This is a genomic window from Azospira restricta (assembly GCF_016858125.1).
GTDB classification, from domain to species: domain Bacteria; phylum Pseudomonadota; class Gammaproteobacteria; order Burkholderiales; family Rhodocyclaceae; genus Proximibacter; species Proximibacter restrictus.
This window is the reverse complement of the sequence record NZ_CP064781.1, coordinates 2749359-2771429: the sequence shown is the minus strand read 5'-3', so window position 1 is coordinate 2771429 and position 22071 is coordinate 2749359. Positions and strand designations below refer to the sequence as shown.

The following is a 22071-nucleotide window of genomic DNA, read 5'->3' as shown; positions in this document are numbered from 1 at the left end:
CGCGAAGAAGTCCTCCTGGGGGACGCACTGAGCCTGACGGACAACCGGGCGCCGCAGCGCTCCGGCGCAGCACAACGGAACGGGAGCTTCGGCTCCCGTTTTTATTGGCTTCAGCGCCGCGCCGGATCGCCGATGCCGTAGCGCCGCAGCCGCGCCGCGATCGCCGTGTGCGAGGTCTGCAGCCGGGCGGCGAGCCGCCGGGTCGACGGGAAATCGCGGTAGAGCCGGGTCAGCAGCTCGCGCTCGAAGTCGGCGACGGCCCCCTCCAGCGTCGTCACCTCCCCCGCCGCCTCGCCGCCGGCCGGTCCGGCCGCGCGCGCCAGTTCGAGGTCGCCGGCGTCGATCACGGTGCGCTCGCTCATCGTCACCGCGCGGAAGACGACGTTCTGCAGCTCGCGCACGTTGCCGATCCACGGGTTCGCCAGCAGCGCCGCGCAGGCGCCCTGCGACAGCCGCATCTTCGGCCGCCCGGCCTGGGCGCTGGCGCGCGCGACGAACAGCTGCGCCAGCGGCAGGATGTCGCCCGGCCGTTCGCGCAGCGCCGGCATGCGCAGGTTGAGCACGTTGATGCGGAACAGCAGGTCCTGACGGAAGTCGCCGCGCGCCGCCATCTCCTCCAGCGCGCGGTGGGTGGCGCAGATGATGCGGACGTCGACCTTCAGCTCGCGGTCGCCGCCGACGCGGCGGAAGCTGCCGTCGGCGAGGAAGCGCAGCAGCTTGGCCTGCAGGTAGGGCGACATCTCGCCGATCTCGTCGAGGAATACCGTGCCGCGGTCGGCCAGTTCGAGCAGGTCCGGCTTGCCGCTGCGCAGCGCGCCGGTGAAGGCGCCCGGCGCGTAGCCGAAGAGCTCGCTCTCGGCCAAGCTCTCCGGCAGCGCGGCGCAGTTCAGCGCGAAGAAGGGCTGCGCGCTGCGCGGGCTGGCGGCGTGGCAGGCGTGCGCCAGCAGCTCCTTGCCGGTGCCGGTTTCGCCGGTGATCAGGATCGGCGCGTCGACCTGCGCCATGCGCGCCGCGCGCTGCCGTACCTGCTCGATTTCCGGCGAGCTGCCGACGATCGTCTCGAAGCCGCCGGCGTCGTAGTTCTGCAGCGCGCTCAGGCGCTCGCCGATGCGGCTCGGCGCATGCAGCGTCAGCACCGCGCCGGCGACGTCGCCGCCGGCCTCGTGCAGCGGCATCGTCTCCAGCATGTACAGCTCGCCGGCGAGTTCGATTTCGCGCACCGGCAGGTGGTGGCCGCCCTCGATCAGCGTGTCGAACAGTCCCGGTTCGCCGACCAGCGACTGCATCGTCGTCTGCAGCAGCTCGCCCTCGCTCATGCCGCTGGCGCTGATCGCCGCGCCGTTGGCGACGAGGATGCTGCCCTTGGCATCGACCGCGAACACCGGGTCGGGCTGCGACGCGAGCAGCGCGTCGAGGTACAGCCGGCGGCGCGCCCCGGGCAGCATGCTGACCACGTCCACCGAGCGCACGCCGCGCACCTGCCGCATCAGGTGCGCGGCGAGCTCGCTCAGGTCGGCGGGCGTCAGCTCCGGCGCCTCGATGTAGATGTTCGGCGGCTCGACCTCGACCGCGGTGACGTTCAGCGAACGCGCCGCGAGCGCGGACAGGATCTCCTGCGCGATCCCCACGCGGTCGGAAAACAGGACGTTGATGCGCATCGGCGGCCTCTTGTTGCGAATTCGTTACGACGTAACGGTAACGATACACGCACTGCGATCGCCTGTCTCGCCGAGATTTTCGACGAATACCGGGGCCCCGCGCGGGCGTTGTTGGAACGATTTCGCTACACAATCCCCTCGCCGCGCCGGCCGAATATCTGCAAGCCATTGTTTATTTGCAACTTTTCCGCTTGGCATGGCGCCTGCTAAGGGAGCGTCGAGACCCCGGCCGTCACAGCGGCCCATCGCAACCAGAGCAAGGAAACCAGATCATGCATGTCCTCATCCTCGGCAGCGGCGTCATCGGCACGACGATGGCCTACTACCTCGCCCGTGCCGGGCACCAGGTCACCGTCATCGACCGGCAGCCCGGCCCGGCGCTGGAAACCAGCTACGCCAACGCCGGCGAAGTCTCGCCCGGCTACTCGGCGCCGTGGGCCGGCCCCGGCGTGCCGGTGAAGGCGATCAAGTGGATGCTGATGCAGCACAGCCCGCTGGTGATCAAGCCGATGCTCGACCCGGCGATGTGGCGCTGGGGCTTCTCGATGCTGCGCAACTGCACCGAGCACCGCTACAAGCTGAACAAGAGCCGCATGGTCCGCCTCGCCGAGTACAGCCGCGACTGCCTGAGGGAACTGCGCGCCGACACCGGCATCGCCTACGACGAGCGGACGCGGGGCACGCTGCAGCTGTTCCGCACGCAGAAGCAGCTCGACGGCGTCGGCAAGGACACCGAGATCCTGCGCGAGTACGGCGTGCCCTTCCAGGTGCTCGACCGCGACGGCTACCTCGAGTACGAGCCGGCCCTGGCCGAGGTCAGGGAGAAGTTCGTCGGCGCGCTGCGCCTGCCCGGCGACGAGACCGGCGACTGCTTCAAGTTCACGCAGAACCTGGCGAAGCTGGCCGAGGATCTCGGCGTCGACTTCCGCTTCGGCACGACGATCCGCGGCATCGACGGCGACGGCGAACAGATCACCGGCGTCCGCACCGACGCCGGCACGCTCACCGCCGACCGCTACATCCTGGCGCTCGGCAGCTACTCGCCGCAGCTCCTGAAGCCGCTCGGCATCGACATCCCGGTCTATCCGGTGAAGGGCTTCTCGCTGACGGTGCCGATCAGCGACGCCGCCAAGGCGCCCGAATCGACGATCATGGACGAGACGCACAAGGTCGCCGTCACCCGCCTCGGCGACCGCATCCGCGTCGGCGGCACGGCGCAGCTCTCGGGCTACGACCTGAACCTCAATGCCAGTCGGCGCAAGACGCTGGAATTCGTCGTCAGCGACCTCTTCCCGAAGGGCGGCGACGTCGCCGGCGCCGAGTTCTGGACCGGCCTGCGGCCGATGACGCCGGACGGCACGCCGATCGTCGGCAAGACCCGCTACCCCAACCTCTTCCTCAGCACCGGCCACGGCACGCTCGGCTGGACGATGGCCGCCGGCACCGGCCGCGTGATGGCCGACCTGATCAGCGGCCGGCCGCCCGAGATCGACATCGAGGACCTCGGCGTCGCCCGCTACCACGCGTAGGCGGCGCCCCGCAGCATCCCAGGCAGCACCCACCATCACCACTACAGGAGACAAGACGATGGAATTCGTGGCAACCAAGGACGCGCCGGCGGCGATCGGTCCGTATTCGCAGGCGGTGGCCAGCGACGGCTGGCTGTTCACCTCCGGCCAGATCCCGCTCACCGCCGCCGGCGAGAAGGTCGACGGCGACATCGCGCGGCAGACCGGGCAGGTGCTCGACAACCTCGAAGCGATCCTGGCGAGCCGCGGCCTCGGCCTGTCCGCGGTGGTGTCGACCACCGTCTATCTGACCGACCTCGCCGAGTTCGCGGCGATGAACGCCGTCTACGCCACCCGCTTCGGCAGCCAGCTGCCGGCGCGCACCACGGTCCAGGTCGCCGCGCTGCCGACCGGCGCCCGCGTCGAGATCAGCGCCGTCGCCCGTCTGGCGCGCTGAGCGCCCGGCTCCGCATCCGCGCAACATTACAAAAACACCAGGAGACATTCATGGAAGCAATCATCAGCGTCATCACCGCCATCAACGACCTCGTCTGGGGGCCGCCGATGCTGGTCGCCATCCTCGGCACCGGCATCTACCTGCAGCTGCGGCTTAAATTCATGCCGGTGACCAAGATCGTCGCCGGCTTCGTCATGATCTGGCGCGGCCGCAAGGCGGCGCCCGGCGCCCCCGGCGAGATCACCCCCTACGCCGCGCTGATGACCGCGCTGGCGGCGACCGTCGGCACCGGCAACATCGCCGGCGTCGCCACCGCGATCGCCGTCGGCGGCCCCGGCGCGCTGTTCTGGATGTGGATGACGGCGCTGGTCGGCATGGCCACCAAGTACGCCGAAGTCCTGCTCGCCGTGCATTACCGCGAGACCGACGACCGCGGCGAGCAGATCGGCGGCCCGATGTACGCGATCAAGAACGGCCTTGGCCGCCACTGGCGCTGGCTGGGTGCGGCCTTCGCGCTGTTCGGCGGTCTCGCCGGCTTCGGCATCGGCAACATGGTGCAGTCGAACAGCATCGCCGGCGCGCTCGACGCCGCCTTCGGCATCAACCCGTGGGTGTCCGGCGTCGCCATGGCGGCCTTCACCGGCTTCGTGCTGCTCGGCGGCGTCAAGCGCATCGGCGCGGTGGCCGAGAAGCTGGTGCCGTTCATGTGCGTCGGCTACGTGGTCGCCTCGCTGATCGTGCTCGGCCTCTACGCCGACCAGATCCCGGCCGCCTTCGCGCTGATCTTCGAGAGCGCCTTCAACCCGGTCGCGGCGACCGGCGGCTTCGCCGGCGCGGCGGTGATGATGGCGATGCGCTACGGCGTCGCCCGCGGCATCTTCTCCAACGAGGCCGGCCTCGGTACCGCCGGCATCGCGCAGGCCGCCGGGCAGACGAAGAACCCGGTCGAGTCCGGGCTGATCGGCATGATGGGCACCTTCATCGACACCATCGTCGTGTGCACGATGACCGGCCTGGTGCTGATCGTCACCGGCGTCTGGAGCAGCGGCCTGAAGGGCGCGGCGCTCAGCTCGGCCGGCTTCACCGCCGCCTTCCCCGGCTTCGGCGGCGCCTTCCTCGCCATCGCACTGGCCATCTTCGCCTTCACCACCATCCTCGGCTGGGCCTACTACGGCGAGAAGTGCTGGGAGTACCTGGTCGGCACCGCGGTCGAGATTCCCTACCGCGTGCTGTGGACGATCTTCGTGCTGGTCGGCGCCGTCACCCAGCTCGACTTCGTCTGGCTGGTCGCGGACACGCTCAACGCCTTCATGGCGCTGCCCAACCTGGTCTCGCTGCTGCTGCTCGCGCCGGTCGTCGTCCGCCTGACCCAGGAGTACTGGGCGGAGAAGGCCTCGCCGCGCGCCCAGCTGGCGCGGAACGCAGCCAAGTAATCCCCGTGCAACCCCCGGCCGCCGCAACGGCGGTCGGGGCAGGATGCAACGCAATTTCCGGTACCCTCGACCATGACCCCTCGCCCCCTCACCACCGCCGGCGCCGTGCTGACCATCGACCTCGGCGCCATCTGCAACAACTGGCGCGCGCTGCGCGCGCTGGTCGGCAAGGCGACCTGCGCCGCCGTGGTCAAGGCCGACGCCTACGGCCTCGGCGCGCGGCAGGTCGCGCCGGCACTGTACCGCGCCGGCTGCCGCCACTTCTTCGTCGCCCACCTCGACGAAGGCGCCGCGCTGCGCCCGGCGCTGCCGGCCGACGCGACGATCTACGTGCTGCACGGCGCGCACCCCGGCGCCGAGGCGGACTGCGCCGCGCACGGCCTGGTGCCGGTGCTCAACAGCCTGCCGCAGGTGGCCGCCTGGCAGAAACTCGGCATCATGCAGGGCCAGGCGCTGCCGGCGGTGCTGCAGATCGACACCGGCATGGCCCGCCTCGGGCTGGCGGCGGACGAACTCGACCAGCTCGCCGCGGTCCCCGCAGTGCTGCAGGGCATCGCCCTGCAGTTCGTGATGAGCCATCTGGCCAGCGCCGAGGAGCAGGACAACCCGGCCAACCGCGCCCAGCGCGAACGCTTCCGCGCCGCGCTGGCGCGCCTGCCGAAGGCCCGCGCCAGCCTCGCCAATTCGTCCGGGATCTTCCTCGGCGGCGACTACCACTTCGACCTCGTCCGCCCCGGCGCGGCGCTCTACGGCGTGGCGCCGGTCGCCGGCCGCGCCAACCCGCTGCGCCCGGCGATCCGCCTGCAGGGCAAGGTGCTGCAGCTGCGCACGATCGAGGCCGGCACGCCGGTCGGCTACGCGCACACCTGGACCGCCGCCCGCCGCTCGCGCATCGCCACCGTCGCCGTCGGCTACGCCGACGGCTACCTGCGCAGCCTCAGCAACCGCGGCCATGCGCTGTGCGACGGCATCCGCCTGCCGCTGGTCGGCAACGTGTCGATGGACACCCTCACGCTGGACGTCACCGACCTGCCCGAAGGCCGCCTCGGCGAAGGCACGCTGGTGGACCTGGCCGACCCGGTCAACGACGTGGACGCGATCGCCGCCCGCGCCGGCACGATCGGCTACGAAATTCTGACCAGCCTCGGCGCGCGCTATGCGCGCCGCCACATCGAGCCGGCCGCGGCGCCACCGGCGCAATAGGCATCCCGATGCCGACCGCCGCCGCCCTGTCCGCCGTTCCCGCGCTCTCGCTCTCCGCCGCGCAGACGCTGATCGAGGCCACCGCGATCCTCGCCTTCGCCGCCTCCGGCCTGCTCGAGGCGGCGCGCCGGAGGCTCGACATCATCGGCGTGTGCACCGTCGTCGCGCTCGCCGCGTTCGGCGGCGGCACGCTGCGCGACATCCTGCTCGACCGCCGGCCGCTGTTCTGGGTCGCGCACGCCGAGTGGCTGTGGATCCTGCTCGGCCTCAGCCTGCTGGCGATGCTGTTCCTGCGCGGCCGCCACTTCGAGCCCACCGAGCGCGCGATCCAGTGGCCGGACGCCCTCGGCCTCGGCCTGTTCACCGCCGGCGGTACCCAGCTCGCGCTGGACGCCGGCACGCCGGCGATCGTTGCCGTGGTGATGGGCATGATCACCGCCGTCTTCGGCGGCGTGCTGCGCGACATCGTCTGCAACGAGATTCCCAGCGCCTTCCGCGACCACCGCCCGTATGCCGTCTGCGCCTTCGTCGGCGGCTGGTGCGTGGTGGCCGGCGAGCGGCTCGGCGTCGCCGACTGGCTCGTCCTCGCCGGCGCTGCCGCGATCACCTTCGCGCTGCGCGCGCTGGCGCTGCTCCTCGATCTGCGCCTGCCGACCTGGCGCGGCGACTGAAGGCGGGCGCGGCGACTGGACATCGCCGTGCCGGGCGCGTAGCATCGCGCGCCCGCTTCGGCTTTCCTTCCGTTTTCCGTGACCCACGCCTCCCCCGCCCGCGCCTGCGGCATCGACTTCGGCACCTCCAACTCCACCGTCGGCTGGCTGCGCCCGCAGGCGGCGACGCTGCTGCCGCTGGAAGACGGCAGGCCGACGCTACCGTCGGTGGTCTTCTTCAATGCCGAGGAGGATTCGGTCAGCTTCGGCCGCGCCGGCCTGAGCGAGTACCTGGAGGGCTGCGAGGGGCGGCTGATGCGCTCCTTGAAGAGCCTGCTCGGCAGCAGCCTGATCGACGGCCGCACCGAGGTGCAGGGCCGGCCGGTGGTCTTCCGCGAGCTGCTCACGCATTTCATCGGCACGCTCAAGGCGCGCGCCGAGGCCGAGGGCGGCCGCCCGTTCGAGCAGGCGGTGTTCGGCCGCCCGGTCTTCTTCGTCGACGACGACGCGGCCGCCGACCGCCAGGCCGAGCAGACGCTGGCCGAGATCGCCCGCGCCGTCGGCTTCGCCGAGGTGTCCTTCCAGTACGAGCCGATCGCCGCCGCCTTCCACTACGAGCGCGACATCCACCGCGAGGAGCTGGTGCTGATCGTCGACATCGGCGGCGGCACCTCCGATTTCTCGCTGGTCCGCCTCTCCCCCGAGCGCGCGAAGGCCGCCGACCGCCGCGCCGACGTGCTGGCGAACGCCGGCGTGCACATCGGCGGCACCGACTTCGACCGCCAGTTGAGCCTCGCCAGCGTGATGCCGCAGCTCGGCTACCGCAGCCGGCTGAAGAACGGGCGCGAGATGCCGGCGAGCGTCTTCTTCAACCTCGCCACCTGGCACACCATCAACTTCGCCTACACCCGCCAGGTCTGGGCCGAACAGCAGCAGCTGCGCCTCGAAGCGATGGCGCCGGAGCAACTCGACCGCCTGCTGCGGCTGATCGAGCAGCGCGCCGGCCACTGGCTGGCGCACCGCGTCGAGGAAGCCAAGATCGCGCTCTCCGACCGCGACACCGCCGCGCTGTCGCTCGACCGCTTCGCCCCGGACTGGCAGCACGAATTGACCCGCGCCGAGTTCGAGCTGGCGACGACGACGCTGGTGGAAAAGGTCGAGGCCACCGTCGCCGCGCTGCTGCGCGACGCGGGCGTCGCCGCCGAGGGCATCGACACGGTGTTCTTCACCGGCGGTTCGAGCGGCATTCCGGCGCTGCGCCGGCGCATCGCCGCGCTGCTGCCGAAGGCGCAGGCGGTCGAGGGCGACCTCTTCGGCAGCATCGGCGCCGGGCTGGCCGTCGAGGCGGCGCGGCGCTTCGGCTAGGCGCCCTTCAGGTAGCTGCCCTGCCCGCCGTCGCGGGCCAGTTCGGCGCACAGCGCCTGCGCGGCGGACCAGCGCGTCCGGCACCAGTCCGGCGCGATCAGCGTCGGCGGCCGCGCGGTCGCCGTCACGCGGTGGAAGATCACCTCGCGCGGCGTGCGCCGGATCAGCTCGGCGGCGGTCTCGACGTAGGCCTCCTGCGCCAGCGGCTGCAGCCCGCCGCGCGCGTAGTGCGCCGCCATGCGCGCGCCCTTGACGATCATCAGCGGATGCAGCTTGATCCCGGCGACGCCGCAGCCCAGCACCTGGCGGTGCGTGTCGAGCATCATCGCCGGCGTCTCGCCGGGCAGCCCGAGGATCAGGTGCGTACACACCGGCACCCCGTAGCGGTAGGCCCGCGTCACCGCGTCGGCATAGGCGGCAAAGCCGTGGCCGCGGTTGATCAGCGCCAGCGTCGCCTCGTGCGCGCTCTGCAGCCCCAGCTCCAGCCACACCTCGTAGCCGCGCTCGCGGTAGCCGGCGAGGATCTCCAGCACCGCATCCGGCACGCAGTCCGGCCGCGTGCCGACGCACAGCCCGACGATGTCCGCCTGCGCCAGCGCCTCCTCGTAGAGCCGGCGCAGCTCCTCGACCTCGGCGTAGGTGCTGGTGTAGGCCTGGAAGTAGGCCAGATAGCGCTCCGCCCGCGCCGTGCGCGCCCGTCCCTTCACCAGCTGCTCGCCGATCGACGCCCCGGGGTCGTCCTCGTTGAACGAGCGCACGCTGCAGAAGGTGCAGCCGCCCCGCCCCAGCGTGCCGTCGCGGTTCGGACAGGTGAAGCCGACATGCAGCGACAGCTTGCGCACGCGCGCGCCGAAGCGGGATTTCAGGTGGCTGCCGAGGGTGGTGACGTGGTCTTCGAGCTGCACGGAAATAATAGCCTTATAAATAATGCGGCTATTTTACCGCTCCGACCGTGCATTATGCTTGGCAGGAAGCGACGGACCGGCACAGGTCGGATGTTTCAACGAGGTCATGGCATTTTTACGACTATTGATATAAATTGCCAGACAACGCTATTCATAGAAACTATTGCCATGGCCGCCACTTCGAACCTCTCTCACGGCAGAACGGTGATCCCCGCTGCTCTGCGCGAACAACTCGGCATCAAGGATGGCGACCAGCTGATCTGGGAAATCCGCGACGGCGAACTCGTCGTGACAACCCGCCTCGCCCAGCTCCGCCGCGCGCAGGCGACGATCAAGCGCCATGTCCCGGCCGAGGTCGAACTGGCGACGGAACTCGTCGCCGAGCGCCGCGCCGAACAGGACCGGGAGGACCGCCGCTGATGCCCCTCCTCGACGCCTCGGCAATCCTCGCCTACCTGCACGGCGAGCCCGGCTGGCAGGCCGTCGAACCCGCCATCCTCGACGGCTCTGCTTACGCCAGCCCGGTCAATGTCGCCGAAGTGCTGGGCAAGCTGATCGACCGCGGCGTGCCGCCGGACGACGCGCAGGCATCGCTGGCGATCCTCGACCTGAAGCCCCTGCCCTTCGCGGCGCAGGAGGCCACGGAAACCGCCCGGCTGCGGGCACAGACCCGTTCGCGCGGGCTCTCGCTGGGCGACCGCGCCTGCCTGGCGACGGCGCGCCTGCACGGCATGGCCGTCGTCACCGCCGACCGGGTGTGGCTCGATCTTGCGGATTCGCTGCGGCTCGACATCCAGTGCATCCGGCCGGATGCGAGCGCGTCGCACTGAAGAGCGGTGCGGGAAAACTGAACGCGCCTCCTTACCGCTGCTGCCCCCATTGGGTTGGTTCAGGCTCCTTGCTGCAAGACCACAAAAGGACTAAATTCAGTCCTCGTCAAATGCAAGGAGCACGGCCATGCGCTACTCGTCTCAAGTCAAACCCATCAGCTACCTCAAGGCCAACGCGGCCGAAGTCCTGACCCGGCTCGCCGAGCAGCGCGAGCCGCTGGTCATCACCCAGAACGGAGAAGCCAAGGCCGTGTTGCAGGACGTGGCCTCGTTCGAGGAAACCCAGGAAACTCTGGCCCTGCTGAAAATCCTGGCGCTCGGCAACCAGGAGGTGGCCGCCGGCAAACTCAAGCCCGCGGCGGATGTCGTTGCCCGCCTGCGCGCCAAGCGGACGGCAGGCTGATGGCCGGCAAGCCGGCCAGGTATGAGGTCCTGCTCACCGCAGGTGCCGAACAGGACCTGGAGGCCATTCACGATTACCTCGCCGAATTCGACAGCGTCGCCAATGCCGACCGCGTGCTCGACGAGCTGGTCGCGGTCGTCGATAGCCTGTCGCGGTTTCCCGAGCGCGGCGGCTACCCGAAAGAGCTGGCCGCGCTCGGCATCAGGGAATACCGCCAGACCGCATTCAAGCTCTACCGCGTGATCCACCGCGTCGCCGGCGATGAGGTCATCATCTACCTGATCGCCGATGGCCGGCGCGACATGCAGTCGGTGCTGGCGCGCCGGCTCCTGGAGGTGTAACTCATCGATGCCGCCTTCGTGGTAGAACTATTTGGCATCAAATCTATATTCATGCTGACCCCGTTTGACTTTTATCGTTAGAGCCCGCAAACCATGAGCACTTGGCTAGATGACATTTCTTCGGCGCTCGCCAACCTCGGCGGTATTGCCCACTACGAATCCCTCTATCCCGAAGTCAAGAAGGTTCGCTCGGGTACTTTTCCGGATAGCTGGAAAAAGATTATTCAGCGCACCATTCAGGATCACTCGGCGGACTCGGATGGCTTCAAGGGCAACAACATCTTCTACTCCGTGAAAGGAATTGGCTCTGGAGTCTGGGGGCTTCGCTCGCATCTGATTTCCACTCCATCTGCCTCAGATATTGAGCCACCGAGCGCCCCGGAACGTCTTCTGATCGAAACCTATCGTGTGCTGCGCGACACCGAACTGGCTAGAAAGATCAAGGCCCTTCACAAGAACATCTGTCAGTTATGCGGCCAGACAGTAATGCTGAAGGACGGAGCAACTTACGCGGAGGCCCATCACATCAAGCCCCTTGGCAGTCCGCACAACGGGCCTGATGTGGCAGAAAACATTGTGGTCCTTTGCCCGAACCATCACGTCATGCTCGACTACGGCACGATTCCTTTGGAAGGAAAAGACCTTCGCTCCAGTCAGGGGCACGTAATTGGCGGCGCGTATATCGCTTACCACAACGAGAATATTTTTAGTCAAGGCAGGCTCTAAACCCCGCACTCCAGCGGGACGCTACGCTAGCAAGCGCGGCTTCGCACCCCAGAGCTTCCACGTCACGCACCAAGATTCCTCAACTAAACACGGCCGAACCCACCCCAACAACATAGCCCCCTGCCTATGCCCCGCCTCCTCCGCCCCCTGCTCCCACTAGCCCTCGCCGCCCTCCTCTCCCTCCCGTCGCTCGCTCGCGCCGAAGCCCCGCAGCTCCAGACCCAGGTCCCCGGCTACTACCGCCACCAGCTCGGCCAGTTCGAGGTCACCGCGCTGTTCGACGGCGCCATCGAGCTCGACACCAAGCTGCTGAAGAACGCGACGCCGACCGATCTGCAGCGCCTGCTGTCGTGGATGTTCGTCGGCAACCCGAAGATGCAGACCGCGGTGAACGCCTACCTGATCAACACCGGCCGCAATCTGGTGCTGGTCGACGCCGGGGCGGCCAAGCTGTTCGGGCCGTCGCTCGGCTACGTGCTGGAGAACCTGAAGGCGGCCGGCTACGAGCCGGCGCAGGTGGATACGGTGGTCATCACGCACCTGCACGGCGACCACATGGGCGGGCTGAACGACGCCGGCGGCAAGCCGGTGTTCGCGAAGGCGAAGGTGCTGGTGCCGCAGGCGGAGCACGACTTCTGGCTGTCGCCGGCGGTCGCCGACAAGGCGCCGGAAGGCATGCAGCCCTTCTTCCGGATGGCGCGCGAGACCGCGGCGCCGTACCAGGCCAGCGGCCAGTGGCAACCGTTCGCCGACGGCGCCGAACTGGTGCCGGGCGTGCGGGCGGTGGCCGCCAACGGGCACACGCCGGGACATACCGCCTACGCGGTCGAATCCGGCGGACAGAAGCTCCTGATCTGGGGCGACCTGGTGCATGCGCACGCGGTGCAGTTCGCGAAGCCGGGCGTCTCGATCGAGTTCGACGTCAACCAGAAGCAGGCCATCGCCACCCGCCGAGCGGTGCTGAAGTCGGTGGCCGCGAGCAAGTCGCTGGTCGCCGGCATGCACCTGCCCTTCCCCGGCCTCGGCCACGTCCGCGCCGAGGGCGGCGGCCGCTACGCCTGGGTGCCGGTCGAGTTCTCGCCGCTGCCGCAGGTGAAGTGATGGCGCCCGCCCGCCGCCGCCTCCTGCTCGCCCTGCTGCTGGCGCCCTTCGCCGCGGCGGCGGCCGTCGCCGACGGCGGCAACAGCCGCATCGGCATCGTCGTCATGCACGGCAAGGGCGGCTCGCCGACGAAGTTCGTCGCCGAGCTGGCCGAGCGGCTCGAACAACAGGGTTTCCTGGTGGCGAACCTGGAGATGCCGTGGTCCGGGCGGCGCAACTACGACGTCACGGTGGATGCGGCCGCGGCCGAAGTCGAGGCCGCGTTGAGCTCGCTGCGCGCCAAGGGGGCGCAGCGGGTGTTCGTCGCCGGGCACAGCCAGGGCGGCCTGTTCGCGCTCTATTTCGGCGTCAGCCATGCCGTCGACGGCATCATCGCCATCGCTCCCGGCGGCAGCGTGAACAGCCCGGTCTTCCGCGACAAGCTGGGCGATTCGGTCGAGCTCGCGCGCCGCCTGCTCGCCGACGGCAAGGGCGACGAAAAGGTGCCGTTTCTCGATTACGAAGGCTCGCGCGGCACCAGCCCGGTGCTGACGACGCCGAGGATCTACCTCGACTGGTTCGACCCGGCGGGTGCGATGGACCAGCTGAAGGCCGTGCGCGCCCTGAATCCGGCGACGCCGGTGCTGTTCATCGTGCCGACCGGCGATTACCCCGGCCTGCTGCGGGTCAAGCAGCAGATGGTCGACGCCCTGCCCCGCCATCCGCGGACGAAGCTGTACGAGCCGGATGCGTCCCACCTCGGCGCGCCGTCGGCGTCGGTCCGCGAAATCGCCGACTGGCTGGTCGGCGTCGCGAATCCTCGTTAGGCCCGGCCGTTGACACGGCCTCGGCAGCGTCTACGTTGGAAGGTGACGCGGCTTGGTGCGCAGGAGGTCGACAGTGAGGAAACGGCTTATCCCCTTGTGGGGCTGGTGGGCGGTCGGCGGCCTGTGCGTCGCCGTGCCGGCCGCGCTGGCCGGCACCGACCCGCTCGCCGGCGAGGCCAAGGCCGGGCACGAGCGGCCGGCGATCAGGGTCGCGCCGGCGAACTGGGGCAGCGCGGACCCGCGCGACGTGCAGGCGCTGCTCGACGCCGTCGCCGCCGAATTCCACCGCCACGCGGCGCCCCCGGGCGCGCCGCTGCCGGCGATCCGCGTCATGCCGCGCGGCGGCGCGCCGCGCGTGCTCTACGAGCGTGGCCCGGGCGGCGAATACGTCGTGCACCTGAGTGCGCGCAACGAAAACTGGTTCCAGTACGCTTACCAGTTCGCGCACGAGCTGTGCCACATCTATTCGCACTTCGACCGCAAGGCGCACGAGGGCGACGAGCCGGCCAGCGCCAACCAGTGGTTCGAGGAGGCGCTGTGCGAGACCGCCGCATTGTTCACGCTGGAACGCCTCGCCGCGCGCTGGGGCGAACTGCCGCCGACCGCGCGTTGGGCCGGCTATGCGCCGGTCCTCGCCGGCTACGCGGCCTTCCTGCAGGGGCAGGCGCACCGCCGCCTGGCGCCGGCGCAACCGCTCGCCGGCTGGTACCGCGAGCACGCCGCGGCGCTGCGCGACAACCCCTACCTGCGTGACAAGAACGAAGTGGTGGCGAACGCGCTGCTGCCGCTGTTCGCCGAAAACCCCGCTTCCTGGCGCGCGATCGCCTACCTCAACCCGGACGCGGCCAGCGCCGCCAAGGATTTCGCCGACTTCCTCGGCGACTGGTACGCGGCCTGCCCGGACGAGCAGCGCGAAACGGTGCGGCGGACGATGGCGCTGTTCGGCTTCGCGCCGCCGGCGGCGCCGCAGCGCTTGAGCCGGGCGCCGGCGACAACCGAGTAGACGAAAAACGGCGCGATCGGCGCGATCAGCGTTCGTGCGCCTCCTTGGCGCGCAGCACCCGGCGCAGGTTGTCTACGTAGGCGTTGAACCATTTCGAGCCGGTATCCGGATCGACGAAGCCCGCGACATAGCCGTCGAAGCCGGCCAGCGGCCCGCTCGGCCCGGCGGCGCCGAACGCCTCGTCGGCGCTCTTGTAGGCGATGTGCTGGTTGAGCGTCTCGACGTAGTAATCGAACCAGGCCGAACCGGTGTCCTGGCCGGACATCTCCAGAACCATCGCGTTGAAGGCCTCGTCGGAGCCCGAGGTCGGGGCGGCGGCGGCCGGCAGCGTTGCGCCGAGCAGCACAGCGGCCAGCGGTGCGAGCAATTTTCCTTGCTTCTTCATGAGTTTCTCCTTGGCGTCAGGAAAGACGACGGCCGGCGCCGTTGCCGCCGGCGGGACGCATCCTCCCGCGTCGCTCTGGAGACGAAGGCGACGTCGATGCCTCCTGAACATAGTGGGCGGCCGAGGCGCAGGCAAGCCTGACTTTCGGTATGCTGACGGTCTTTCGCAAGCGCGCGCAGCGCGAGGAGGCGCAATGAACCCATCGCATCTGGCCGGGAAAGTGGCCATCGTCACCGGGGCCGGCAGCGGCATCGGCCGCGCAGTCGCCGAGCGCTTCGCCGCCGACGGCGCCCGCGTCGTCGTCGCCGACCTCAGCGAGGCCGGCGCCGCGGTCGCGGCCGGCATCGGCGGCTTGTTCGTCAAGGGCGACTCGTCGCGCCGCGAGGACTGCCGCGCGCTGGTCGATGCCGCGCTGGCCGCCTACGGAACCGTGCATGTGCTGGTGAACAACGCCGGCTTCCAGCACGTTGCACCGCTCGAGGATTTTCCGGAGGACACCTGGGAGCGCATGCAGGCGGTGATGCTCACCGCGCCTTTCCTGCTGACGCGCTATTGCTGGCCGGCGATGAAGGCGCAGCGCTGGGGGCGGGTGATCAACGTCGCCTCGATCCACGCCCTCGTCGCCTCGCCGAACAAGGCCGCCTACGTCGCCGCCAAGCACGGCCTGCTGGGGCTGACCAAGACGGCGGCGCTGGAGGGCGGCGCCAGCGGCATCACCGTCAACGCCATCTGCCCCGCCTACGTGCGCACGCCGCTGGTCGACAGCCAGATCGCCGACCAGGCGCGGACGCGCGGCATTCCCGAGGCGGAGGTGATCGACCGGATCATGCTCGAACCGGCGGCGGTGAAGCGGCTGATCGAGCCGGCGGAAGTCGCCGACTTCGCCGCCTACCTATGCTCGCCGGCGGCGGGCGCGATCACCGGCGCGGCGCTGACGATGGACCTGGGCTGGACCGCCCGCTGAGCGCCCCGGGCAGCTGAAACGACGAAGGCCGGGTTGCCCCGGCCTTCGTTCATTTCAGCGCGCCGTCCGGCGCCCCGGCGTCAGGCCTGGTGGCTGCCCAGCCGCATCCAGGTATCGACCACCGTATCCGGGTTCAGCGAGATGCTGCTGATGCCCTGGTCCATCAGCCATTCGGCCAGGTCCGGGTGGTCCGACGGCCCCTGGCCGCAGATGCCGATGTACTTGCCCTTGCGGTTGGCGGCGGAGATCGCCATCGCCAGCAGCTGCTTCACCGCCGGGTCGCGCTCGTCGAACAGGCTGGCGACCAGGCCGGAATCGCGGTCGAGGCCCAGCGTCAGCTGGGTCAGGTCGTTCGAGCCGATCGAGAAGCCGTCGAAGACGTCGAGGAACTGGTCGGCCAAGAGCGCGTTCGACGGGATCTCGCACATCATGATCAGCTTCAGCTCGTTCTCGCCCTGCTTCAGACCGTGCTCGGCGAGCAGCTGGACGACGCCCTTGCCCTCCTCGACCGTGCGCACGAAGGGCACCATCAGCTGCACGTTGGTCAGGCCCATCTCGTCGCGCACCTTCTTCATCGCCCGGCATTCGAGCTCGAAGCAGTCGCGGAAGGTCTGCGCGATGTAGCGCGAGGCGCCGCGGAAGCCGAGCATCGGGTTCTCTTCCTCCGGCTCGTACAGCTCGCCGCCGAGCAGCTTGCGGTACTCGTTCGACTTGAAGTCGGAGAGGCGGACGATGACCGGGTTCGGGTAGAAGGCGGCGGCGATGGTGGCGACGCCCTCGACCAGCTTCTCGACGAAGAACTCCTTCGGCGACGCGTAGCCGCGGGCGCGGCGCAGGATCTCCTCGCGCTTCGAGGCCGGCAGGCGGTCGATGTCGAGGATCGCCTTCGGGTGGATGCCGATCACGTTGTTGATGATGAACTCGACGCGGGCGAGGCCGACGCCGGCGTTCGGCAGCTGCGCGAACTCGAAGGCGAGTTCGGGGTTGCCGACGTTCATCATGATCTTGGTCGGGATCGTCGGCATCGTGCCGAGCTCGCGCTCGGTGACTTCGTAGTCGAGCTTGCCGCGGTACACGTGGCCGGTGTCGCCCTCGGCGCAGGACACGGTCACCACCTCGCCCTGCGCCAGCGTCTCGGTCGCGTCGCCGCAGCCGACGATCGCCGGGATGCCCAGCTCGCGGGCGATGATCGCCGCGTGGCAGGTGCGGCCGCCGCGGTTGGTGACGATCGCCGAGGCGCGCTTCATCACCGGCTCCCAGTTCGGGTCGGTCATGTCGGCGACGAGCACGTCGCCCGGCTGCACCTTGTCCATCTCCTTCGGGTCATGCACGACGCGGACCGGGCCGACGCCGATCTTCTGGCCGATGGCGCGGCCGGACGACAGCACCTTGGAGAAGGACTTCAGCTTGAACTTCTGCAGGCGCTCGTGGCCTTCCTGCGACTTCACCGTCTCCGGGCGCGCCTGCAGGATGTACAGCTTGCCGTCGTTGCCGTCCTTGCCCCACTCGATGTCCATCGGGCGCTGGTAGTGCTGCTCGATGATCATCGCGTAGCGGCCCAGTTCCTCGACCTCGGCGTCGTCGATCGAGAAGCGGTTGCGGTCGGCCTCGGCGACGTCGACGGTGCGCGTCGACTTGCCGGCGACCTTCTCCGGAGTGAACTCCATCTTGATCATCTTCGAGCCGAGGTTGCGGCGGATCACGGCCTTCTTGCCGGCGGCCAGCATCGGCTTGTGCACGTAGAACTCGTCCGGGTTCACGGCGCCCTGCACCACCGTCTCGCCGAGGCCGTAGCTGGCGGTGACGAAGACCGCGTCGCGGAAGCCGGATTCGGTGTCGAGCGTGAACATGACGCCGGCGGCGCCGGTGTCCGAGCGCACCATGCGCTGCACGCCGGCCGACAGCGCGACGTCGGCGTGCTTGAAGCCCTTGTGCACGCGGTAGGAAATGGCGCGGTCGTTGTACAGCGAGGCGAACACTTCCTTGATCGCGTGCAGGATGTTGTCGAGACCGTGGATGTTGAGGAAGGTCTCCTGCTGGCCGGCGAACGAGGCGTCCGGCAGGTCCTCGGCGGTGGCCGACGAGCGCACGGCGAAGGACATGTCGGCACCCGAGTCGGCAACCAGGCGCTGGTACTGCGCGCTGATCTCGACCGTCAGCGCGGTCGGGAACGGCGTCTCGATGATCCAGTTGCGGATCTTCTCGCCGGTGGCCAAGAGCGCGTTGACGTCGTCGACGTCCAGCGTATCGAGGGCGTCGTTGATCTTCGCGTCGAGCCCGCTCTGCGCCAGGAACTCGCGGTAGGCATGCGCGGTGGTGGCGAAGCCGCCGGGCACGCGCACGCCGGAGTCGGCGAGCTGGCTGATCATCTCGCCGAGCGAGGCGTTCTTGCCGCCCACTTGCTCGACGTCGGTCATGCGCAGTTTTTCAAAGGGAATGACGAGGGGCTCCATGCGGATTCCTTTCGTTGGGGTCAGGTCAGGAGAGGGAGGAAGCGGAAAACTCGGTGTTCAGCCGGCGCTCGGCCGTCTCGCGGCGGGCGGCGGAGCGCAGCGACTGCGCCAGCGATTCGCGGACGAAGTCGATGTGCGTCTCGGCGGCGGCGCGCGCGGCGGCCGGCTTGCGGTCGACGATCGCGGCGTGGATCGCCGCGTGCTGGCTCTTGAGCAGCGAGATCGCCGCCGGGATGCTCTTCAGTTCGCCGAGGTTCAAACGGATGTTGTCCTGCATCAGGCGCAGCAGCGCGGCCGAGAGGTGGCCGATCAGCGCGTTGTGCGTGGCTTCGCCGATCGCCTGGTGGAAATCGATGTCGGTGGCGGCGCGGCGCTCGAGGTCGTCGGCGTCGAAGGCGGCATTCATCGCTGCGAAGGCCTGCGTCAGCCGCTGCAGGTCGGCGTCGGTGGCGCGCTCGGCGGCCCACTCGGCGGCCTGGCCTTCGAGCATGCGGCGGAATTCGAGCAGGTCCTCGCGCAGGTTCGGGTGCGAACCCATCATGTCCTGCCACGGGTCGAAGAAGGTCGATTCGAGCCGGTTGGTGACATAGGTGCCACCGCCCTGCCGACTCTGTACCATGCCCTTGGAAGCCAGCTTCTGGATCGCCTCGCGCAACGACGGGCGCGACACGCCCAGCTCGGCCGCCAGCTCGCGCTCCGGCGGCAGCCGGTCGCCGGGCTTCAGCGAGCCTTCCAGGATGCGCTTTTCCAGCGACGCGGCAACGGCGTCGGAGATGCGCGGGACCTGAACCTTGTTTTGCGGCATGGGCGATCGAATGGCACTGATTGGTAAGACCACGCAATTCTAATCGGCGTTTCGGCAAACTGCAAGGGCTTCGAAGAACCCGCAGATATTGACCAAGTGGCTGTTATAGCGTAAATTTCGCTCTGCTTATTAATTGGTTTGACCACTTACCCAACAACAAACAACGGAGAAGTGATGGAACGAGACTATTCCCAGGTACGACGTCCGGGCGACGTCTATTTCTTCGCCACCTGCCTCGTCGACCTGTTCTGCCCCGAGGCCGGCATGGATGCGATCCAGCTGCTCGAACGCGAAGGCATCCGCGTGCACTTCCCCGAGGACCAGACCTGCTGCGGCCAGCCGGCCTACACCAGCGGCTACGCCGACGAGGCGCGCGCGGTGGCGAAGGTTCAGCTGGGCCTCTTTCCAAACGACTGGCCGGTGATCGTGCCGTCCGGCTCCTGCGCCGGCATGATGCGCCACCACTACCCGAAGCTGTTCGCCGAGGATGCGACGCTGAAGGCGAAGGCCGAAGCGCTGTCCGAGCGCGTCTTCGAGCTGACCGAGTTCCTCGTGAAGGTGCTGAAGGTGAACTGGCAGGGCAGCGGCAAGCCGGCGAAGCTGACGCTGCATACCTCGTGCTCGGCGCGCCGCGAGATGGGCACCCACCTGCACGCGCGCGAGCTGCTCGGCCAACTGGCCGGGGTCGAGGTGCTGCAGCAGTCGCACGAGTCGGAATGCTGCGGCTTCGGCGGCACCTTCGCCGTGCGCCAGCCGGCGATCTCGGCGGCGATGGCCGGCGACAAGGCCGACGCGCTGAAGGAGACCGGCGCCGAGAAGTTCGTTTCCGCCGACGGCGGCTGCCTGATGAACATCGACAAGACACTCGAAAAGCGCCGCGACAGCTTCCGCGGCCAGCACCTGGCCAGCTTCCTCTGGCAGCAGACGCAGGGAGAAAAGCGATGAGCGCCCGCGACAACATCCTCGCCAAGCTGCGCGCCGGCGCGACGCACACCACCGCCCCGGCGCCGCTGAACCCGGACGCCGCGATCGCCGAACACTACGCCAGCCTGCCGCGCACGCCGAAGGAGCAGCTGGCGCAGGAATTCGCCGAGAAGATCACCGCCTGGCACGCCGAGGTGCACCGCGTGCCGCGCGGCCAGTGGGTCGACAAGCTCAAGGAAGTCGTCGCCGCGAAAGGCATCCGCAACCTGCTCTACGCGCCGGCGACGACGCACGGCCGGGCGCTGGAAGCCGCCGGAATTCAGGGCCTGAAGCCCTACGACCGCCCGATCGACGAGTGGAAGCAGGCGCTGTTCGAGAACGTAGACGCGGCGATCACCGGCACCCGCGGCGCGATCGCCGAGACCGGCACGATGATCGTCTGGCCGGACGCCAGTGAACCGCGCACGATGTCGCTGGTGCCGCCGATCCACATCGCGCTGGTCGACGAAGACAGCGTCGTGCCGACGCTCTACGACGCGATCGTGCAGCAGAAGTGGACGGACGGACTGCCGACCAACGCGCTGCTCGTCACCGGCCCGTCGAAGACCGCCGACATCCAGCAGACGCTGGCCTACGGCGCGCACGGGCCGAAGGAACTGGTCGTGCTGCTGCTCACCGGGGAGGCCCTGTAATGTCGCACACCACGCAAAACACGCACACCCTGCAGTTCGTTCCCGGCGCGGAGTTCAAGCGCCGCGCCGCCGAGGTCGTCGCCAACCCGTTCCTCAGGAAGAGCTTCCGCGGCGCGATGGACTTCCTGATGGCGAAGCGTGCCGCGCAGTTCCCCGACCCGGAGCTGCTCGAACGCCAGCGCAGCCTGGCCGAGCACATCCGCCGCTACAGCCTCTCCCGGCTGCCGCAGCTGCTCGAGCAGCTGGAAGCCAATCTCGTGAAGAACGGCGTCAAGGTGCACTGGGCGGAAACGCCGGACGAGGCGAACGCGATCATCCTCGACATCTGCCGCCGCCACGACACGAAGCTGATGGTCAAGGGCAAGTCGATGGTCAGCGAGGAAGTCGAGTTGAACCACGCGATGCACGACGCCGGCATCGACGCGCTGGAGTCGGACATGGGCGAGTACATCGTCCAGCTCGCCGGCGAGAAGCCGTCGCACATCATCATGCCGGCGATCCACAAGACCAAGCAGCAGATCGCCGAGCTGTTCGCCGAGAAGGTGCCCGGCGTCAGCTATACCGAGGACGTCGACGCGCTGATCCAGATCGGCCGTGACGTGCTGCGGAAGAAATTCATGGAAGCCGAGGTCGGCCTCTCCGGCGTGAACTTCGCCGTCGCCGAGACCGGCACGCTGTGCCTGGTCGAGAACGAAGGCAACGGCCGCATGTGCACCACGGTACCGAACGTGCATATCGCGATCACCGGCATCGAGAAGGTGGTCGAGAAGCTGGAGCACGTCGTGCCGCTGTACGGCCTACTCACCCGCTCGGCCACCGGCCAGGCGATCACCACCTACTTCAACGTGATCACCGGCCCGCGCCGCGCGGGCGAGAAGGACGGCCCGCAGGAGATGCACTTGGTGCTGGTCGACAACGGCCGCACGCAGGCCTTCGCCGACGAGCAGATGCGGCAGACGCTGCAGTGCATCCGCTGCGGCGCGTGCATGAACCACTGCCCGGTCTACACCCGCATCGGCGGCCACGCCTACGGCACGACCTACCCCGGCCCGATCGGCGAGATCATTTCGCCGCACATGATGGGGCTGGCGGCGACGCACGTGCTGCCCGGCGCGTCGACGCTGTGTGGCGCCTGCGGCGAGGTCTGCCCGGTGAAGATCCCGATCCCCGACCTGCTGATCCGCCTGCGCGAGGAAGCGACGCACGACGCCAAACCCGGCCATGCGCCGCTGGTCGGCCAGGGCGCCGGCAAGACCGCCTTTGCCTCGCTGGCCTACAAGGGCTTCGCCTTCCTCTACAGCCGCCCGGCGCTGTACCGGCTGTTCGCCTGGACGGCGACGCGCTTCCGCTTCCTGACGCCGGCGAAGCAGGCCGGCTGGACCGACTCGCGCACGCCGCTGAAACCGGCGGCGAAGAGCCTGCGCGATCTGTTGGCGGAGCGGCGCAGGTAGGTCTGCCG

The 22071-nt window shown here is 69.0% G+C and carries 23 protein-coding genes; 18 read left to right on the top strand and 5 right to left on the bottom strand.

Features of this window, described 5'->3' with window-relative positions:
- Positions 1-110: 110 nt before the first annotated feature.
- Positions 111-1658 carry a sigma-54-dependent transcriptional regulator gene (locus IWH25_RS13355; RefSeq protein WP_203386281.1) on the bottom strand — a complete coding sequence of 516 codons (1548 nt, stop codon included), beginning with the start codon at positions 1656-1658 and terminating at the stop codon, positions 111-113.
- A gap of 272 nt (positions 1659-1930) precedes the next feature.
- Between IWH25_RS13355 and IWH25_RS13350 the strand changes: the two genes are divergently transcribed.
- From IWH25_RS13350 to IWH25_RS13325, 6 genes are all read left to right on the top strand, one after another.
- Positions 1931-3187, top strand: a complete 1257-nt coding sequence (locus IWH25_RS13350) for a D-amino acid dehydrogenase (RefSeq protein ID WP_203386280.1) — start codon at positions 1931-1933, stop codon at positions 3185-3187.
- Positions 3188-3245: 58 nt separating this feature from the next.
- Positions 3246-3623 (top strand): Rid family detoxifying hydrolase, encoded by a 378-nt coding sequence (locus tag IWH25_RS13345; protein ID WP_203386279.1) that lies wholly within the window; start codon positions 3246-3248, stop codon positions 3621-3623.
- A 50-nt stretch (positions 3624-3673) separates the two neighbouring features.
- On the top strand, positions 3674-5056 hold the full coding sequence (locus IWH25_RS13340; RefSeq protein ID WP_203386278.1) for an alanine/glycine:cation symporter family protein: 1383 nt from the start codon (positions 3674-3676) through the stop codon (positions 5054-5056).
- Between the two features lie 72 nt (positions 5057-5128).
- Positions 5129-6259 (top strand): alanine racemase, encoded by a 1131-nt coding sequence (alr, locus tag IWH25_RS13335; RefSeq protein ID WP_203386277.1) that lies wholly within the window; start codon positions 5129-5131, stop codon positions 6257-6259.
- 8 nt (positions 6260-6267) lie between these two features.
- On the top strand, positions 6268-6930 hold the full coding sequence (locus IWH25_RS13330; protein WP_203386276.1) for a trimeric intracellular cation channel family protein: 663 nt from the start codon (positions 6268-6270) through the stop codon (positions 6928-6930).
- Between the two features lie 78 nt (positions 6931-7008).
- A complete protein-coding gene (locus IWH25_RS13325; RefSeq protein ID WP_203386275.1) occupies positions 7009-8274 on the top strand; it encodes an Hsp70 family protein in 1266 nt (421 codons plus the stop codon).
- Here IWH25_RS13325 and mnmL read toward each other — a convergent pair.
- On the bottom strand, positions 8271-9179 hold the full coding sequence (mnmL, locus tag IWH25_RS13320) for a tRNA modification radical SAM protein MnmL/YtqA (RefSeq protein WP_203386274.1): 909 nt from the start codon (positions 9177-9179) through the stop codon (positions 8271-8273). The genes IWH25_RS13325 and mnmL overlap by 4 nt on opposite strands.
- A 168-nt stretch (positions 9180-9347) precedes the next feature.
- Here mnmL and IWH25_RS13315 point away from each other — a divergent pair, with 168 nt between their 5' ends.
- From IWH25_RS13315 to IWH25_RS13280, 8 genes are all read left to right on the top strand, one after another.
- Complete coding sequence (locus IWH25_RS13315; protein WP_203386273.1) at positions 9348-9599, top strand: AbrB/MazE/SpoVT family DNA-binding domain-containing protein; 252 nt, start codon at positions 9348-9350, stop codon at positions 9597-9599.
- Positions 9599-10009, top strand: coding sequence for a type II toxin-antitoxin system VapC family toxin (locus tag IWH25_RS13310; RefSeq protein ID WP_203386272.1), 411 nt, complete (start codon positions 9599-9601; stop codon positions 10007-10009). The genes IWH25_RS13315 and IWH25_RS13310 overlap by 1 nt, the downstream gene beginning before the upstream one ends.
- Positions 10010-10136: 127 nt before the next feature.
- A complete protein-coding gene (locus IWH25_RS13305; RefSeq protein WP_203386271.1) occupies positions 10137-10412 on the top strand; it encodes a type II toxin-antitoxin system Phd/YefM family antitoxin in 276 nt (91 codons plus the stop codon).
- Positions 10412-10753: a type II toxin-antitoxin system RelE/ParE family toxin gene (locus tag IWH25_RS13300; protein WP_203386270.1), complete on the top strand. Its 342-nt coding sequence runs from the start codon at positions 10412-10414 to the stop codon at positions 10751-10753. Before IWH25_RS13305 ends, IWH25_RS13300 begins: the two co-directional genes overlap by 1 nt.
- A gap of 93 nt (positions 10754-10846) precedes the next feature.
- Complete coding sequence (locus tag IWH25_RS13295) at positions 10847-11479, top strand: HNH endonuclease (protein WP_203386269.1); 633 nt, start codon at positions 10847-10849, stop codon at positions 11477-11479.
- A 126-nt stretch (positions 11480-11605) separates the two neighbouring features.
- Positions 11606-12580 (top strand): MBL fold metallo-hydrolase, encoded by a 975-nt coding sequence (locus tag IWH25_RS13290; protein ID WP_203386268.1) that lies wholly within the window; start codon positions 11606-11608, stop codon positions 12578-12580.
- Positions 12580-13386: an alpha/beta fold hydrolase gene (locus IWH25_RS13285; RefSeq protein WP_203386267.1), complete on the top strand. Its 807-nt coding sequence runs from the start codon at positions 12580-12582 to the stop codon at positions 13384-13386. The genes IWH25_RS13290 and IWH25_RS13285 overlap by 1 nt, the downstream gene beginning before the upstream one ends.
- Before the next feature lie 73 nt (positions 13387-13459).
- Positions 13460-14389, top strand: coding sequence for a hypothetical protein (locus IWH25_RS13280; RefSeq protein ID WP_203386266.1), 930 nt, complete (start codon positions 13460-13462; stop codon positions 14387-14389).
- Positions 14390-14414: 25 nt separating this feature from the next.
- On the opposite strand, the gene IWH25_RS13275 is transcribed toward IWH25_RS13280, so the two are convergent.
- Positions 14415-14774: a hypothetical protein gene (locus tag IWH25_RS13275; RefSeq protein ID WP_203386265.1), complete on the bottom strand. Its 360-nt coding sequence runs from the start codon at positions 14772-14774 to the stop codon at positions 14415-14417.
- A gap of 193 nt (positions 14775-14967) precedes the next feature.
- Between IWH25_RS13275 and IWH25_RS13270 the strand changes: the two genes are divergently transcribed.
- Complete coding sequence (locus IWH25_RS13270; protein ID WP_203386264.1) at positions 14968-15738, top strand: 3-hydroxybutyrate dehydrogenase; 771 nt, start codon at positions 14968-14970, stop codon at positions 15736-15738.
- A gap of 80 nt (positions 15739-15818) precedes the next feature.
- Here IWH25_RS13270 and ppsA read toward each other — a convergent pair whose 3' ends face one another.
- Together ppsA and IWH25_RS13260 are read right to left on the bottom strand one after the other, a co-directional pair.
- The gene (gene ppsA, locus IWH25_RS13265) at positions 15819-18191 is read right to left on the bottom strand and encodes a phosphoenolpyruvate synthase (RefSeq protein WP_203386263.1); all 2373 of its coding nucleotides are present in this window, start codon (positions 18189-18191) and stop codon (positions 15819-15821) included.
- Positions 18192-18216: 25 nt separating this feature from the next.
- Entirely contained in the window at positions 18217-18996 is a 780-nt protein-coding gene (locus IWH25_RS13260) for a GntR family transcriptional regulator (RefSeq protein WP_203386262.1), read from the bottom strand.
- Between the two features lie 174 nt (positions 18997-19170).
- On the opposite strand from IWH25_RS13260, the gene IWH25_RS13255 reads away from it, so the two are divergent.
- The 3 genes from IWH25_RS13255 to IWH25_RS13245 are packed head-to-tail and all read left to right on the top strand — an operon-like array spanning position 19171 to position 22063.
- Positions 19171-19941 carry a (Fe-S)-binding protein gene (locus IWH25_RS13255; protein WP_203386261.1) on the top strand — a complete coding sequence of 257 codons (771 nt, stop codon included), beginning with the start codon at positions 19171-19173 and terminating at the stop codon, positions 19939-19941.
- Complete coding sequence (locus IWH25_RS13250; protein WP_203386260.1) at positions 19938-20612, top strand: LutC/YkgG family protein; 675 nt, start codon at positions 19938-19940, stop codon at positions 20610-20612. The genes IWH25_RS13255 and IWH25_RS13250 overlap by 4 nt, the downstream gene beginning before the upstream one ends.
- On the top strand, positions 20612-22063 hold the full coding sequence (locus IWH25_RS13245) for a LutB/LldF family L-lactate oxidation iron-sulfur protein (protein ID WP_203386259.1): 1452 nt from the start codon (positions 20612-20614) through the stop codon (positions 22061-22063). Before IWH25_RS13250 ends, IWH25_RS13245 begins: the two co-directional genes overlap by 1 nt.
- The last annotated feature ends 8 nt before the right edge of the window (positions 22064-22071 follow it).